We start from the raw sequence: 13670 nt of genomic DNA, 5'->3' as shown, positions 1-13670 counted from the left end.
TTGTCCTTACACAAGGAGAGCCAAGATGTTTGCTGCCTGGAAAGACGGAACGCCCGCGCACCGACGCTACATCATCCGCACGATGGCGTTTTCCGTGCCCTATGTCGCGATCTGCATATCGATGATGACGACGGACGCGTTCGATCAGGTCGTGGGCACGCCGGCGGCCTGGGGGCTGGCGGCGGTGCTGTCGGCGCCGGTGATCGGTCAGATCTGGGCGACCCTGGCGCTGATGCGCGAGAGCGATGAGTTCGTGCGCGGCGTGACCGCCAAACAGTTCATCGTGGCTGCGGGCCTGGCGATGGCCGTGGCGACGTTCTGGGGCTTTGGCGAGAGTTTCGCCGGGGCTCCGCATATTCAGACCTGGCTGATCGTTCCGCTGTTCTGGGCGATGTACGGGGTCGTGTCGCCCTTCATAAAGACCAGCCGATGAAGAACCGTCTGAAGCTTCTGCGGGTCGAGCGCGGCTGGACGCAGGAACAGATGGGCCAGGCGCTGGGCGTGTCGCGCCAGGCGGTGATCGCCCTGGAGACCGAGCGGCACGATCCGTCGCTGGACCTGGCCTACCGCATCGCCGCCGTGTTCGAGCGGCCGGTGGAAGAGATCTTCGAGAACCCGCACGCCTGAAGGCGGCGGACCACACCTAAAAACCAAGGGAGACTTTCGATGTTCAACGCCTTCTTCAAGGCGCGCCCCCGCTTGCGCGCCGCCCTGTTCGGTATGGCGGTCTGCGCGCCTTCGCTGGTGGTGGGCGTGACTGCCGCACTCGCCCAGTCGGAGGTCTCGGCGCCCTTCGTCTCGGACCGGCTGTCGGTCGAGGTGGTCGGGGCGGGGCCTGACGTGATCCTGATCCCTGGTCTGGCGTCCTCGCGCGAGGTGTGGCGGGTGACGGCGGATCGGCTGAAGGCGACGCACCGGGTGCATCTGGTGCAGCTGACCGGGTTCGCCGGCGAGCCCTGGACCCATGGCGACGGGGCCTTCGTCCAGCCCGAGGTCGAGGAACTGGCGCGCTATATCCGCGAGGCCGGGTTGGATCGACCGGCGGTGATCGGCCATTCGATGGGCGGGTTGAGCGGCCTGTTGCTGGCGCAGCAGCAGCCGGGTCTGGTCGGGCGGGTGATGACGGTGGATTCACTGCCCTTCTACAGCGCCATGTTCGGGCCGACCGCGACCGCCGAAAGCGCACGACCGTTCGCGGACCAGGCGGCGGGCATGATCCTGGGGGCGGACGCGGCGAGCTTCCGCACGCAGCAGGAGGCGACGGCGCGCGCCTTGTCGCGGACGCCGTCGGAACAGGCGCGGATCGTGGCCTGGTCGATGGCGACCGACCGGCGCGCAATGGCCTCGGCCATGAAGGATGTGATGACCACCGACGCGCGGCCGGGGCTGGCGGCCATGACGACGCCGGTGACGGCGCTCTACGCCGCCGATGCAAACGGCGGCCCGCCGCCGGCGATGGCCGACGGCATGTGGGGACGGGAGTATTCGGCCCTGCCGGGCGTGACGCTGATCCGGGTCGATGGGTCGCGGCACTTCATCATGGCCGATCAGCCGGAGCGGTTCGCCGAACTGGTGGAGGCGTTTCTGGCGCAGTGATGCAGATCCTCCCCCGAGCAGCGTAGCGAAACGGGGGAGGATTGGTTCAGCCGTTCTTCGGCGTCACGTCGCCGGCCTTGGCGGGGGCGCCGTCGAACTGGTCGGCGTAGGCAGGGGCGAGCAGGGCGCGGAAGGCGGACTGCGGCAGGGCGATCCAGTAGGGGCCGTCCGAATAGGGGCCGATCTGATACGGTCCCATCAGGAAGGTGACGCCCCCCGCCTTGCCCGGCGTCGTGCCCGGCGTCAGGACGAACGGGGTCGAGACGGCCTTGGGGCAGGTCCACATCTTGCCGTCCAGGGTGGCGGTCTCCGATCCCGGCGAGCGGGCCTGTTTGGCGGCGTTGGCGGCGGCGCACAGGGCCTTGTCCAGCACCGACAGGTCGGCGCCCGGCCGGAACAGGTCGGCGAAGCCCAGCCGCTTGTTGGTCGTCTTGTCCCAGATCACCGAGGCGAAGCTGGTGTTGGGGTGGGCGCCGCCGGTGAACTCGAAATCGGTGCGGGCCAGGCTGACCAGTCTTGCGGTCTCCGCTCCTGGAGCAAAGGCGATGGTCTTCTCATAGGGGTTGGGGCCGCCGCCGGCCTCGCTGAGATCGGCCTGGGCGCCTTCCTCGAACTGCTTCAGGTCGCGGACCATGTCGGCATAGAGGGCGGCGTGCAGGGCGGGGGTGGTCTTGACCGCCTGGGGCAGGGTCAGTTTGACGGTGGCGTAGGGGGTCTTGCTGTCATAGCCGACCGGGGTGTTGGAGACGGCCGGCGCCACGGCGGCGGGCGTCGCCTTGGCCTGGGCTGGGGCCTTGTCTTCCTTGCGCTGGCAGGCGGCCAGGGTCGCGGCTACGGCGGCGGACAACAGCAGGATACGGGCGGTTCGCGACATATGAAACTCCATCATAGGGCGGGGGTCACAGGGTCAGGGTCACAAGGTCAGGGATCCGAGCGCGATGGCGGCCAGCAGGACGAAGCCGGCCTCGCGATTGGACTTGAACAGTTTCAGCGCCAGGGCGCCGTCGTTGCGGTCTAGGCGGACGACCTGACACGCCAGATGGACGGCGTAGATGACCAGACTTAGCCAGAACAGCGGCCCAAGCCCGGCGGCGAGGCCGGTCAGGGCGGCCATGACGACGGTCAGCACATAGAAGACCGCTACGCCGGGGCGAACGGCCGAGGCCAGGCGGCGGGCCGAGGATTTGACGCCGATCATGGCGTCGTCCTCAATGTCTTGCAGGGCGTAGATGGTGTCGTAGCCGAGGGTCCAGAATACGCCCCCGAGGTAGAGAAACACCGACGGCAGATAGTCGATGGGGCCGAAAGTCACATAGACGTCGTGGCTATCCAGACCCGCCATAGCCATCGTCGTCTGTGACCACGCCACCTTGGCCGCAACCGAATATGCGGAAGCGAACCCCATCAGGGCGCCCCAGTTGAAGGTCAGGCCCAGCCAGGCCTGGGGCCACCAGGTGATCCGCTTCATGAAGGGATAGGCGGCGACCAGGGCCAGCGAGCCGACGCCCAGCAGGATGGCGACGGTCGGCAAGGTCAGCAGGATCGTCAGGCTGATCAGGCTGCACGCCACCACGAAGGCCCAGGCCTGTTTCACCGAGATGCAACCCGAGGGGATGGGGCGCTGGGCGGTGCGGGCGACCTGGGCGTCGAAGTCGCGATCGACGATGTCGTTGAAGGCGCAGCCCGCCGCCCGCATCAGACAGGCGCCGATGGCGAAGCCGACGAACAGCCACAGGTCATAGAGGCCGGGCGGTTGCCGATACTGGGCCAGCGCCAGGGCGATCCCCTGCCAGCCGGGCAGCAGCAACAGCCAGATGCCGATGGGCCGGTCGAACCGCCCCAGCTTCAGCCAAGGCTTCAGCCCCTCCGGCGCGTGCCGATCGACCCAGTTGGCGCCGGCGTCGGGAAGGGGGGCGAAAGTCATGCGACAGGCTTAGCGGGAATGGGGCGGGGGGTGAAGGGCGGAGCAAATATCCTTCTCCCGGTGGGAGAAGGTGGCCCGGAAGGCCGGATGAGGGTCGGGCGGTGGGCCAGGTCGCATCATTCGACCCTCACCCTTTCGCGCCAGAACGACGGCTATCGCCGTCGTGCGCTCAAGCCCTCTCCCAATGGGAGAGGGAAGAAAAAGGGGGGGCTGGATGGATCCAGCCCCCCCTTTCGTCAGACCTGTCGGCGGTTCAGTCCTGATACACCTCGCCCGAACCGGTGACGGTGCTGTTCACATTGGCGGCGCGGGTGGCCAGGGCGACGTCGCCGGAGCCGGCGATGACGACCTTGACCTGGCCCGTCGGGGCGATGCGGGCGTCGCCGGAGCCGGCGATGTCTACCGAGGCGTCGCGGGTGGTCAGGTCGCCCAGGGAGGCGTCGCCCGAGCCGGCGATGTCCACCTTCAGATCGTCGGTGCGACCCGAGGCCGTGACCTCGGCCGAGCCGGCGATGTCCAACGCCAGCGACGGCTGGTCATAGGCGTTGATCAGCAGATCGCCCGAACCATTGGCGTTGAAGCGGTTCACCTTGGGGGCGGTGATCACGACCTTCAGCTCGTCGCGCTCGGAGCGGGCGGTGAAGTTGCCGCTGCTCCAGCCGAACACGACCCGCTCGTCGCCGTCGCCCAAGTCCAGCCGGCCGTCGACCAGGCGGACCCGGTCGGTCAGACCCTTGGGCCCGGTGATGACGACGGTGTTCGCTTCGCCCTGGATGTATTCGACGTCGATGCTGGAATCGACGGTCAGACTCTCGCCGCCGGTCCAGGGGAGGGTGCGGGTGGTGAGGGGGCCGAGGTCGTCGGTCCCGCCGCCCTTGACCCGCTCGAAGCGGACGCTCTCGCCGTTATCGTCCTTGAAGGTCCAGGCCCAGCCGTGGCGCTGGAGATCGTGGCCGCCGATGGCGAGGGCGCCGCCGACGGTGACCAGGCACAGCACCAGGGCGGCGCCGGCGATGATGAACAATGTGCGGATCATGCCGAAACTCCCGAGGCAGGGGTGGATTGAGTAGGCGAGGACTCCAGCGCCGGCTTCAGCAGGCGATAGTGCAGGCGGGCGAACCAGACGACGCCGTTGACCAGCCAGATGGTGAAGATGGCCAGCAGGGCGCCGATGAAGACGGAGCCGGCCATCAGGCCCAGACCCATCAGGATCGCCGCGAACGGTCCGCCGGGGAAGCCGGCGAAGGGTCCGGCGACCATGATCACGCCGCCGCAGATGAACAGGGCGATGGCGGCGATGAAGAAGCCGAACACGGTCCCGACCACGCCCATCAGCAGGGGCAGCAGGATCAGGATGTCGAGCGCCCCCAGACCCAGGACCGCGAAGACGGCGGCGGCGGCGGCGGAGGGGTTCTTCTCCTGATGCCAGCGCTGGATGCCGGCCTCGGCCTTCAGCTCGCGGGCCAGGCGGATCGGATCGCCCAGAGCGGCAGCGACCTCGGCCTCGGTTCGGCCGGCGGCGATGCCGTCGTCGAAATGGGTCTGATAGTCGGCGATGATGTCGTTGGCGGTCGCGGTCGGCAGGCCGACGAGGCCTTCCTTCAGACGATCGATGAACTCGGCGCGCGTCATTGTGCGGCTCCCTGATCGGCGTCGTTCGCCACAACGGCGTCGACGGCCTTGGTGAAGGCGGACCATTCGGCAGTCTGGGCGGCGAGGGCCCCCCGGCCCGCTTCGGTCAGTCGATAGTATTTGCGTGAAGGCCCGGCGGAGGATTCGACCAGATAGGTCTCCACCTGTCCGTCGGACTGCATGCGGCGCATCAGGGGATAGATGGTTCCTTCCCCCATATCGATCGCGTCCGACAGGCGGCTGGCGATCTCGTAGGCGTAGCTGTCCGCCCGGTTCAGAAGCGCCAGGACGCACAGTCCAAGCACTCCTTTCTTCAGCTGTATCTCGATGGTTTCAGGCACCTCGGCTCTCCCGTTGATATCCATTGACTACGGCAAGGTATCTGTTGATGCAAGGTAGCTGGCGAAACATGACAGCGATTTAATCGAGGCTGGTTGAGGGCGGCTTTGCGGCCTCTGTGGCGTTGATCGCTTGGCAAGCGGAAAGCGATCCGATAGGTGACCGACATCGCCGGGCGTGGGAATCGCGCCAGCGTGATCTCTTGCGAGCCATTCGCAAGTATCTGCTGCAAAACGGTTTTATGGGGAAGTCTCGTATGGGGATGGGCAAGCGAGCCCTAGGGACGCTCAAAGGGGCTTCGGCTTCTGCGTCTTCGATCGTTCTGGGCGCCGGACTGGCGATCTTCGCCGCGTCGCCGACGTGGGCGCAGGACCTGATGGGCCAGCCGACGCCGGGCGGCATCGGCTTGCAGCCGGCCGCGTCGCCGCTGAAGCACGATGCGCACTTCTTCCACGACGTGATCCTGATGCCGATCATCACGGCCATCACCCTGCTGGTGCTGGGCCTGCTGGCGTGGATCGTGTTCCGCTACAACAAGAAGTCCAATCCGACGCCTGCGCGCTGGAGCCACAATACCACGGTCGAGATTATCTGGACCGTGCTGCCGGTGGTGATCCTGGTCTTCATCTCCCTGTTCTCGTTCCGCCTGCTGTTCGCCTATCACGACATGCCGACGCCGGACGTGACGGTGAAGGTGACCGGCAACCAGTGGAACTGGGCCTATGAGTACCCGGACCAGGGCGTCGCCGAATACATCTCCAACATGCTCCCGGAAGAGGAAGCCAAGGCCAAGGGCGTGCCGTATCGCTTAGCCGCGACCGAGCCGATGGTCGTGCCGGTCGGCAAGACCGTGCAACTGGTCATCACCGCCTCCGACGTCATTCACGCCGTCGCCCTGCCGGCGTTCGGCCTGAAGACCGACGCTGTTCCCGGCCGCATCAACACCACCTGGTTCAAGGCCGAGCGCACCGGCGTCTTCTATGGCCAGTGCTCGGAACTGTGCGGCGTCGACCACGCCTTCATGCCGTTGGAAATCCGGGTCGTGACCCAGGCCCAGTTCGAACAGTGGATCGCCTCCAAGGGCGGCTCGATGACCCCCAAGGTCGCCGAGCCCGCGCCGGCCGCCGCTCCGGCCGCCGCCGCGCCCGCCGCCGGTGAAGCCGCCGAGGCCGCTCCGGCCGCCGCACCCGTCGGCGCCACCGCCGACCAACCCGTTCCCGCCGCGGCGCCCGCCGCGCCGGCCGCCCAGTAAGAGGCGAACAGACATATGGCTGACGCTATCGTAACCCGCGACGCGACCGACCTCGGTCACGCTCACGACCACCATCACCACGACGACCACAAGGTGGGCTTCTTCACCCGCTGGTTCCTGTCCACCAATCACAAGGACATCGGCACCCTGTATCTGATGTTCGCCATCATGGCGGGCATCGTGGGCGGCGCCCTGTCGGGCCTGATCCGCTGGGAACTGGCCGAGCCGGGCATCCAACTGTTCAGGGAAGGCTCGTCGATCCAGCTTCTGGGTCTCGTGGAGCAGTCCAAGCACGGCTACAACGTCACCGTCACGGCCCACGCCCTGATCATGATCTTCTTCATGGTCATGCCCGCCATGATCGGCGGCTTCGGCAACTGGTTCGTGCCGATCATGATCGGCGCGCCGGACATGGCCTTCCCGCGCATGAACAACATCTCGTTCTGGCTGCTGGTGGCCGCCTGGTGCCTGCTGGTCCTGTCGATGTTCGTCGACGGGGGGCCGGGCAAGGGCTTCGGCGGGGGCTGGACGGCCTATCCGCCGCTGTCGACCACGGGCCACGTCGGTCCGGCCTTTGACCTGGCCATTTTCGCCCTGCACGTCGCGGGCGCCAGCTCGATCCTGGGCGCGATCAACTTCATCACCACCATCCTGAACATGCGCGCGCCGGGCATGACGATCCACCGGATGCCGCTGTTCGCCTGGTCGGTGCTGATCACCGCCTTCCTGCTGCTGCTGAGCTTGCCGGTCCTGGCCGGCGCCATCACCATGCTGCTGACGGACCGCAACTTCGGCACCCACTTCTTCGATCCCGCCGGCGGCGGCGATCCGGTCATGTACCAGCACCTGTTCTGGTTCTTCGGCCACCCGGAAGTGTACATCCTGATCCTGCCGGGCTTCGGAATCATCAGCCACATCGTCTCGACCTTCAGCCGCAAGCCCGTGTTCGGCTATCTGGCCATGGCCTACGCCATGGTGGCCATCGGCTTCGTCGGCTTCATCGTGTGGGCGCACCACATGTACACGGTCGGCATGAGCATCAATCTGCGCGCCTATTTCATCGCCGCCACCATGATCATCGCGGTGCCGACGGGCGTGAAGATCTTCAGCTGGATCGCCACCATGTGGGGCGGGTCCATCAGCTTCAAGACGCCCATGCTGTGGGCCATCGGCTTCATCTTCCTGTTCACGGTCGGTGGCGTGACGGGCGTGGTGCTGTCGAACGCCGGCATCGATTACAGCCTGCACGACACCTATTACGTCGTGGCCCACTTCCACTACGTCCTGTCTCTGGGCGCCGTCTTCGCGATCTTTGCGGGCTTCTACTACTGGTTCGAGAAGATGTTCGGCGTGAAGTACAACGAGTTCCTGGGCGCGACCCATTTCTGGATCATGTTCGTGGGTGTGAACCTGGTGTTCTTCCCGCAGCATTTCCTGGGTCTTCAGGGCATGCCGCGTCGCTACATCGACTATCCGGACGCCTACACCCTGTGGAACCAGGTGTCGTCGGTCGGCTATGCGATCACGGCCTTCGGCGTGCTGGTCTTCCTGATCATGCTGGCCGAGGCGGCGATCCGTCGTCGTCCGGGCGTCGCCAACCCGTGGGGCGAAGGCGCCACGACCCTGGAGTGGACTTTGTCCTCGCCGCCGCCGACGCACCAGTTCAACGAGCTGCCGGTGGTCAAGGGCGACGAACACTGATCCCTTTCCTGCCTATCTGAAACAGCGGGCCGCTCTTTCCATCGGGAAGGGGCGGCCTTCTGCTTTTGGGTATGCTATGCGGCGCGCACAGATGACTGACGTTCAAACCCAACCCGCCATCTCGACCGCCCAGCCGGAAGATTTCTTCCAGCTGTTGAAGCCACGTGTGATGTCGCTGGTGGTATTCACCGCCGCGACGGGCCTGGTGGTGGCGCCGGGGTCGATCAATCCGCTGGTGGCGGCCATCGCCGTGCTGTGCATCGCCGTGGGCGCGGGCGCGGCCGGCGCCCTGAACATGGCGCTGGAAGGCGAGACCGACGCCCTGATGCGGCGCACGCGCGGCCGTCCGGTGGCGGCGGGGCGGGTCAAGAAGAACGACGCCATGGCGTTCGGCGTCATCCTCAGCCTGTTCTCGGTCATGCTGCTGGGCATGAACACCAACTGGCTGGCGGCCGGTCTGCTGGCCATGACCATCGTCTATTACGCCGGCTTCTACACCCTGCTGCTGAAGCGTCGGACGCCCCAGAACATCGTCATCGGCGGGGCGGCGGGCGCCTTTCCGCCGGTGATCGGCTGGGCGGCGGCGACGGGCCAGGCGCCGTGGCAGGCCTGGCTGCTGTTCGCCATCATCTTCCTTTGGACCCCGCCGCACAGCTGGGCGCTGGCGCTGTATTCGGCCGGCGACTACGCCAAGGCGGGCATTCCGATGATGCCGGTGGCGAAGGGGGCAAAGTCCACGCGGTTGCAGATCCTGCTCTACACCCTGGTCTTCGTGCCGGTCGCCATCGCCCCGGCCTTCGTGGGTCTGGGCGGCCTGATCTATCTGGTGGTGTCGGTCGCCGGCGGCCTGGGCTTCCTGGGTCTGGCGTTGCGCCTGTACCGCTCGCGCGCCGGCGACGAGCCGGACAAAGCCGAGGCCGTGGGACGCGAGGCCGCATTGTATGATGTGCGCGCCCAGGCCAAACCGGCGCGAGACCTGTTCGCCTTTTCCATCCTCTATCTGATGGCCCTGTTCTCGGCCCTTCTGGTCGAGGCCTTGTCCGGTCTGGGAGCGTAAAACCATGCGTCTGACGCCTGAGGAACTTCGCGCGCGCAAGCGTCGCAACGTCTGGATCGCGGCGGCGCTGGTCGCCTTCATCGTCCTGGTCTTCACCACCACCGTCCTGCGGCTGCAGCAGAACCAGGCGAGCGAGCGGGCGCTGCTGGAGGCGGCGACGGGGACCACGGCGCAATGAACGCGAACCGCAAGAATCTGATCGCCATCGTCTGCGTCTTCGGCGTGATGGGGATGACGGGGGCGGCGTTCGCGGCGGTGCCGCTGTACCGGATGTTCTGCCAGGTCACCGGCTTCGGCGGCACGACGATGAAGGCGGACAAGGCCTCGGACATCGTGCTGGACGAGACGGTACTGGTGCGGTTCGACACCAATGTCCGCGGCCTGCCGATGACCTTCAAGGCCGAGCAATCGACGCAGCGCGTGCGGATCGGCGAGACGGGCCTGGCCTATTTCGACGTGACCAACACCTCGGACAAGCCGATCCAGGTGCGGGCCAGCTACAACGTCTCGCCCGAACAGACGGGGCCGTATTTCCAGAAGCTGCAATGCTTCTGCTTCACCGACCAGACGCTGGCGGCGGGCGAGACGCGCCAGTTCCCGATGCAGTATTTCATCGCCCCCGAACTGGCCACCGACCGAGAGGCCAAGGGCGCGCGCGACATCACCCTGAGCTACACCTTCTATCCGTCCGTGGACGCGCCCAAGGCCTGATGAACAAGCCCGGCGTGGACTTTCCCGGCGTGGGTTGCGGCCTGGTGATCCAGCGGGCCGACGGGCGGGTGCTGCTGTGCAAGCGGCTGAAGGCGCCCGAGGCCGGGTTCTGGAACATCGTCGGCGGCAAGGTCGATCTGATGGAGACTTCAGACATCGCCGCGCGTCGCGAGGCCGAGGAGGAGAGCGGGCTCAAGATCGGCGCCGTCGACTTCCTGTGTTTAGCCGAAGAGGTCATTCCCGCCGACGGCCAGCATTGGGTGTCGCTGATCTATGTCACGGGCGACTTCACCGGCGAGGCGACGCTGACCGAACCGGACAAGCTGTCGGAGATCGGCTGGTTCGACCTCGACGACCTGCCCCAGCCGCTATCGGCGTTTTCGGCCAAGGCGTTTGCAGCGTTGATGGCGCAATAATCACCGCCGTCACACTTGGGCTTGTCCCGAGGGCCCACCGCTGACGAGGCTCCATATCGCCGCTGGGCCGCCGCCCGTGGGCAACTCTCCATGTCCGAGACTACACCCGCCGTGGGCCCTCGGGACAAGCCCGAGGGTGACGGTTTAGGGGAAGGGGCCGTTTGCGTCGGCGCGCGTTAAGCTCCAGCGTGCGGTCTTGCACGGCGAAATGACGGAGACGGGATTTGCGCGGTCTGGACTTCACCAACTGGCACAGTCTGCTGCTCACCCTGCTGGGGCTGGCGCTGGTCACCCTGATCGGCATGGGCATCCGGCTGGTGATGATGTTCACCATCCAGCAGCGGCGCGAGCGGATGAACCGCCAGATCAACGAACGGCTGAAGACGCTGATCGCGGCCTACAAGGTCCTGGGCGGGTCGTTCACCGGCGACCTGACCGTCGATCCGACGCACAAGCGCGATCTGAGCCGCCGCAATGTGTCGGACGGGGACGCGGGGCTGGATCTGAGCGCCGAGGCGGCGGCGGGCTCGGATCGCACCCGGCGCATCCGCGATGCGGTCGAGGCCTGTCTGGCCGACATCATCCTGCTGGGCACCGAGGATCAGGTGCGGCTGGCGCAGCAGGCGGCGCGCGAGCTGGTCGCCGGGCGGCCTGTGCGGACGCATGAGCTGGTGGTCTCGCTGCGCGACTTCATCCGCCAGGCGTTGGACCTGGCGCCGGTTCCGACGGGTGCGGACATTCCGCTGCAAGGACCGACACGGCCGTCGTCGAGCGGAGGCCGGGGCGGCGGGGCCGGCGGCGGGGGAGGCGGCGGTGGCGGAGGCGGCATGGGGGGCGGCATGGGCGGAGGAATGGGCATGGGCGGCGGCATGGGCTCAAGCCCTGACGACCCCGCCGATCCGCCGACGCGCAAGGCCTGAACCCCGTTCGCGACCCTGAACAAGGCCGAAACACGGCGTGGCTCTGGCGTCGGACAAATGGGGACGCTATAGCCGCTATAACAACCGACTCTGGCCGACGAAGAGACGCGATACATGGCTGACGCCCACGCCACTCCGCAGCACGACTACCATCTGGTGCCGCCCAGCCCCTGGCCGCTGCTGTCGTCCGTTGCGGCGACCATCATGTTCATCGGCGCGGTGATCTGGATGAAGGGTCTGGCCCCGGCCGAGAACGGTCCGATCGCCGCCAACTTCCTGGCCGAGGGCAAGTCGGGCGTCTTCTTCGCCGGTCTTGCGGGCGTGCTGATCTCGGCCTTCGGCTGGTGGGCGGACGTGATCAAGGAATCCAAGGCGGGCGACCATACGCCGGTCGTGTCCATCGGCCTGCGTTACGGCATGATCCTGTTCATCGCGTCGGAGGTGATGTTCTTCGTCGCCTTCTTCTGGATGTTCTTCGACATGGCCCTGTTCCATGAATCGCGGGCGCTGACGCCGGAAGTCGGGACCTGGGCCGACACCGCCAAGGCCTGGTCGACCTGGCCGCCCAAGGGCGTCGAGGTCCTGAGCCCCTGGCAGCTGCCGCTGCTGAACACCGTGACCCTGCTGCTGAGCGGCTGCACCGTCACCTGGGCCCACCACGCGATCCAGGTCGGCGACCGCAAGGGCGCCAAGATCGCCCTGGGCATCACTGTGGCGCTGGGCGTGATCTTCACCTGCGTTCAGGCCTATGAATATCACCACATCCTGCACGAGCACCTGTTCTTCAACGAAGAGGCCGTGAACTCGGGCCTGTATGGGTCGATCTTCTTCATGGCGACGGGCTTCCACGGCTTCCACGTCCTGATCGGCACCATCTTCCTGGCGGTCTGCCTGATCCGCCTGCTGGCCGGCGACTTCACCCCGCAGAAGCATTTCGGCTTCGAGGCGGCGGCCTGGTACTGGCACTTCGTGGACGTGGTCTGGCTGTTCCTGTTCGCCTTCGTCTATGTCGTCTTCGGTTGATCCAAGACGGTCCTGAAGACCTCAAGACGGCGCGGGACGAGGGATCGTCCCGCGCCGTCGTCGTTTCCGAAACACCGGTTCGCGCGGCCCTGCGCGGGCGCTGTCCCCGATGCGGGCAGGGCGCGCTGTTCGCGGGCTTTCTGAAGGTGGCGCCGGCCTGTGCGGTCTGCGGCCTGGATTACACGACCATCCAGACGGGCGACGGCCCAGCCAGCTTCATCATGCAGATCGCGGGCTTTATCGTCGGCTTCTCGGCCCTGTTCGTCGAAATCAAATACCATCCGCCCATGTGGCTGCATCTGATCGTCTGGCTGCCTCTGGTCGTGGCCCTGTCGCTGGTCTTGATGCGGCCAGGACGGGGGCTGATGATCGGGCTGCAATACCGGAATCAGCGATGAAGCGTTTTCCCTGGATACTGACCGTGCTGACGGTCCTGGCCCTGATCCTGCTGATCGGCTTGGGCGTGTGGCAGGTCGAGCGGCTGAAGTGGAAGGAAGGGCTGATCGCGGCGGCCGATGCGGCGGCGGCGAAACCGCCCGCGCCGCTGGATCAGGTGTTGGCGGAAGGCGATCTGGAGTTCCGTAAGGCGCTGATGGTCTGTCCGGGCCTGGCCAGCGCGCCCTTCATCGAGCTGCAAAGCATCCATGACGGCGAGGCCGGGGTGCGTCTGATCTCGACTTGCAAACCGGCGGGGGTGGATTTCAGCCTGCTGATCGACCGGGGCTTCGTCGGCGACGGCGTGACCGCGAGGCCGCGCGTGGTCGAAACCACCCTGCCGCTGGTAATGGTCGGGGAGTTCCGCACCTTCGACAAGCCGGGCGCCATGAGCCCCGCCCCGAGGGACGGCCGCTTCTACGCCCGCGACACCGCCGCCATGGCCAAGGCGCTGAACGTCACGGGGCCGGTGCGGCCGGAGGCGGTGTTCGCCGTCACCACCGTCAATCCCGAGTTCCCGGCCCTGAGGCCGTCCGCGCCGCCTGCGGCCTTTTCGAACAACCATCTGGGCTATGCGATGACATGGTTCGGACTGGCGATCGCGCTTGTGGGTTTCTATGTGGCCCTGCTTCGGCGTCGAACCAAGAAAGACATCTCCTGACCG

At 66.6% G+C, this 13670-nt stretch carries 18 protein-coding genes; 13 read left to right on the top strand and 5 right to left on the bottom strand.

Annotated elements, in window-relative coordinates:
* Window positions 1-25 precede the first annotated feature (25 nt).
* Genes ACK4MH_RS11175 through ACK4MH_RS11165 form a run of 3 tightly spaced genes read left to right on the top strand, consistent with a single transcriptional unit; the run spans window position 26 to window position 1596 of the window.
* Entirely contained in the window at window positions 26-433 is a 408-nt protein-coding gene (locus ACK4MH_RS11175; protein ID WP_409718204.1) for a hypothetical protein, read from the top strand.
* Complete coding sequence (locus ACK4MH_RS11170; RefSeq protein ID WP_409718202.1) at window positions 430-627, top strand: helix-turn-helix transcriptional regulator; 198 nt, start codon at window positions 430-432, stop codon at window positions 625-627. The genes ACK4MH_RS11175 and ACK4MH_RS11170 overlap by 4 nt, the downstream gene beginning before the upstream one ends.
* A 39-nt stretch (window positions 628-666) precedes the next feature.
* Entirely contained in the window at window positions 667-1596 is a 930-nt protein-coding gene (locus ACK4MH_RS11165) for an alpha/beta fold hydrolase (protein WP_409718199.1), read from the top strand.
* Window positions 1597-1642: 46 nt separating this feature from the next.
* Here the strand turns inward: ACK4MH_RS11165 and ACK4MH_RS11160 are convergent, their stop codons facing one another.
* From ACK4MH_RS11160 to ACK4MH_RS11140, 5 genes are all read right to left on the bottom strand, one after another.
* Window positions 1643-2470 carry a DUF3298 domain-containing protein gene (locus tag ACK4MH_RS11160; protein ID WP_409718196.1) on the bottom strand — a complete coding sequence of 276 codons (828 nt, stop codon included), beginning with the start codon at window positions 2468-2470 and terminating at the stop codon, window positions 1643-1645.
* 39 nt (window positions 2471-2509) lie between these two features.
* Window positions 2510-3520: a UbiA family prenyltransferase gene (locus ACK4MH_RS11155; RefSeq protein WP_409718193.1), complete on the bottom strand. Its 1011-nt coding sequence runs from the start codon at window positions 3518-3520 to the stop codon at window positions 2510-2512.
* Between the two features lie 253 nt (window positions 3521-3773).
* A complete protein-coding gene (locus ACK4MH_RS11150; RefSeq protein ID WP_409718190.1) occupies window positions 3774-4556 on the bottom strand; it encodes a GIN domain-containing protein in 783 nt (260 codons plus the stop codon).
* On the bottom strand, window positions 4553-5152 hold the full coding sequence (locus tag ACK4MH_RS11145; protein WP_409718187.1) for a DUF1700 domain-containing protein: 600 nt from the start codon (window positions 5150-5152) through the stop codon (window positions 4553-4555). Before ACK4MH_RS11145 ends, ACK4MH_RS11150 begins: the two co-directional genes overlap by 4 nt.
* Window positions 5149-5493: a PadR family transcriptional regulator gene (locus tag ACK4MH_RS11140; protein WP_409718184.1), complete on the bottom strand. Its 345-nt coding sequence runs from the start codon at window positions 5491-5493 to the stop codon at window positions 5149-5151. Before ACK4MH_RS11140 ends, ACK4MH_RS11145 begins: the two co-directional genes overlap by 4 nt.
* 254 nt (window positions 5494-5747) lie before the next feature.
* On the opposite strand from ACK4MH_RS11140, the gene coxB reads away from it, so the two are divergent.
* The 10 genes from coxB to ACK4MH_RS11090 all read left to right on the top strand — a co-directional run bounded on the left by coxB (window position 5748) and on the right by ACK4MH_RS11090 (window position 13667).
* On the top strand, window positions 5748-6743 hold the full coding sequence (gene coxB, locus ACK4MH_RS11135; RefSeq protein ID WP_409718181.1) for a cytochrome c oxidase subunit II: 996 nt from the start codon (window positions 5748-5750) through the stop codon (window positions 6741-6743).
* Between the two features lie 15 nt (window positions 6744-6758).
* Window positions 6759-8444 (top strand): cytochrome c oxidase subunit I, encoded by a 1686-nt coding sequence (gene ctaD, locus ACK4MH_RS11130; RefSeq protein ID WP_409718178.1) that lies wholly within the window; start codon window positions 6759-6761, stop codon window positions 8442-8444.
* 91 nt (window positions 8445-8535) lie between these two features.
* A complete protein-coding gene (gene cyoE / locus ACK4MH_RS11125) occupies window positions 8536-9501 on the top strand; it encodes a heme o synthase (protein WP_409718175.1) in 966 nt (321 codons plus the stop codon).
* A 4-nt stretch (window positions 9502-9505) separates the two neighbouring features.
* Complete coding sequence (locus ACK4MH_RS11120; protein ID WP_409718172.1) at window positions 9506-9679, top strand: hypothetical protein; 174 nt, start codon at window positions 9506-9508, stop codon at window positions 9677-9679.
* The gene (locus ACK4MH_RS11115; RefSeq protein ID WP_135194795.1) at window positions 9676-10212 is read left to right on the top strand and encodes a cytochrome c oxidase assembly protein; all 537 of its coding nucleotides are present in this window, start codon (window positions 9676-9678) and stop codon (window positions 10210-10212) included. Before ACK4MH_RS11120 ends, ACK4MH_RS11115 begins: the two co-directional genes overlap by 4 nt.
* The gene (locus ACK4MH_RS11110; protein WP_409718169.1) at window positions 10212-10628 is read left to right on the top strand and encodes an NUDIX domain-containing protein; all 417 of its coding nucleotides are present in this window, start codon (window positions 10212-10214) and stop codon (window positions 10626-10628) included. Before ACK4MH_RS11115 ends, ACK4MH_RS11110 begins: the two co-directional genes overlap by 1 nt.
* Before the next feature lie 224 nt (window positions 10629-10852).
* On the top strand, window positions 10853-11548 hold the full coding sequence (locus tag ACK4MH_RS11105) for a hypothetical protein (RefSeq protein ID WP_409718166.1): 696 nt from the start codon (window positions 10853-10855) through the stop codon (window positions 11546-11548).
* A 114-nt stretch (window positions 11549-11662) separates the two neighbouring features.
* Window positions 11663-12571: a cytochrome c oxidase subunit 3 gene (locus tag ACK4MH_RS11100; protein WP_135194798.1), complete on the top strand. Its 909-nt coding sequence runs from the start codon at window positions 11663-11665 to the stop codon at window positions 12569-12571.
* Window positions 12568-12969, top strand: a complete 402-nt coding sequence (locus tag ACK4MH_RS11095; protein WP_409718163.1) for a DUF983 domain-containing protein — start codon at window positions 12568-12570, stop codon at window positions 12967-12969. Before ACK4MH_RS11100 ends, ACK4MH_RS11095 begins: the two co-directional genes overlap by 4 nt.
* Entirely contained in the window at window positions 12966-13667 is a 702-nt protein-coding gene (locus ACK4MH_RS11090) for an SURF1 family protein (RefSeq protein ID WP_409718160.1), read from the top strand. Before ACK4MH_RS11095 ends, ACK4MH_RS11090 begins: the two co-directional genes overlap by 4 nt.
* Window positions 13668-13670: the final 3 nt, after the last annotated feature.

This window comes from Brevundimonas sp. (assembly GCF_046295075.1).
GTDB lineage: Bacteria > Pseudomonadota > Alphaproteobacteria > Caulobacterales > Caulobacteraceae > Brevundimonas.
Note: the sequence above shows the minus strand (reverse complement) of the source record. Positions and strands in the feature narration are given on the sequence as shown.

Bases quoted from the DNA above. Each gene is read 5' to 3' on its own strand.
- ACK4MH_RS11175 (WP_409718204.1), top strand. From the start codon at position 26: ATGTTTGCTGCCTGGAAAGACGGAACGCCCGCGCACCGACGCTACATC.
- ACK4MH_RS11170 (WP_409718202.1), top strand. From the start codon at position 430: ATGAAGAACCGTCTGAAGCTTCTGCGGGTCGAGCGCGGCTGGACGCAG.
- ACK4MH_RS11165 (WP_409718199.1), top strand. From the start codon at position 667: ATGTTCAACGCCTTCTTCAAGGCGCGCCCCCGCTTGCGCGCCGCCCTG.
- ACK4MH_RS11160 (WP_409718196.1), bottom strand. From the start codon at position 2,470: ATGTCGCGAACCGCCCGTATCCTGCTGTTGTCCGCCGCCGTAGCCGCG.
- ACK4MH_RS11155 (WP_409718193.1), bottom strand. From the start codon at position 3,520: ATGACTTTCGCCCCCCTTCCCGACGCCGGCGCCAACTGGGTCGATCGG.
- ACK4MH_RS11150 (WP_409718190.1), bottom strand. From the start codon at position 4,556: ATGATCCGCACATTGTTCATCATCGCCGGCGCCGCCCTGGTGCTGTGC.
- ACK4MH_RS11145 (WP_409718187.1), bottom strand. From the start codon at position 5,152: ATGACGCGCGCCGAGTTCATCGATCGTCTGAAGGAAGGCCTCGTCGGC.
- coxB (WP_409718181.1), top strand. From the start codon at position 5,748: ATGGGGATGGGCAAGCGAGCCCTAGGGACGCTCAAAGGGGCTTCGGCT.
- ctaD (WP_409718178.1), top strand. From the start codon at position 6,759: ATGGCTGACGCTATCGTAACCCGCGACGCGACCGACCTCGGTCACGCT.
- cyoE (WP_409718175.1), top strand. From the start codon at position 8,536: ATGACTGACGTTCAAACCCAACCCGCCATCTCGACCGCCCAGCCGGAA.
- ACK4MH_RS11120 (WP_409718172.1), top strand. From the start codon at position 9,506: ATGCGTCTGACGCCTGAGGAACTTCGCGCGCGCAAGCGTCGCAACGTC.
- ACK4MH_RS11115 (WP_135194795.1), top strand. From the start codon at position 9,676: ATGAACGCGAACCGCAAGAATCTGATCGCCATCGTCTGCGTCTTCGGC.
- ACK4MH_RS11110 (WP_409718169.1), top strand. From the start codon at position 10,212: ATGAACAAGCCCGGCGTGGACTTTCCCGGCGTGGGTTGCGGCCTGGTG.
- ACK4MH_RS11100 (WP_135194798.1), top strand. From the start codon at position 11,663: ATGGCTGACGCCCACGCCACTCCGCAGCACGACTACCATCTGGTGCCG.
- ACK4MH_RS11090 (WP_409718160.1), top strand. From the start codon at position 12,966: ATGAAGCGTTTTCCCTGGATACTGACCGTGCTGACGGTCCTGGCCCTG.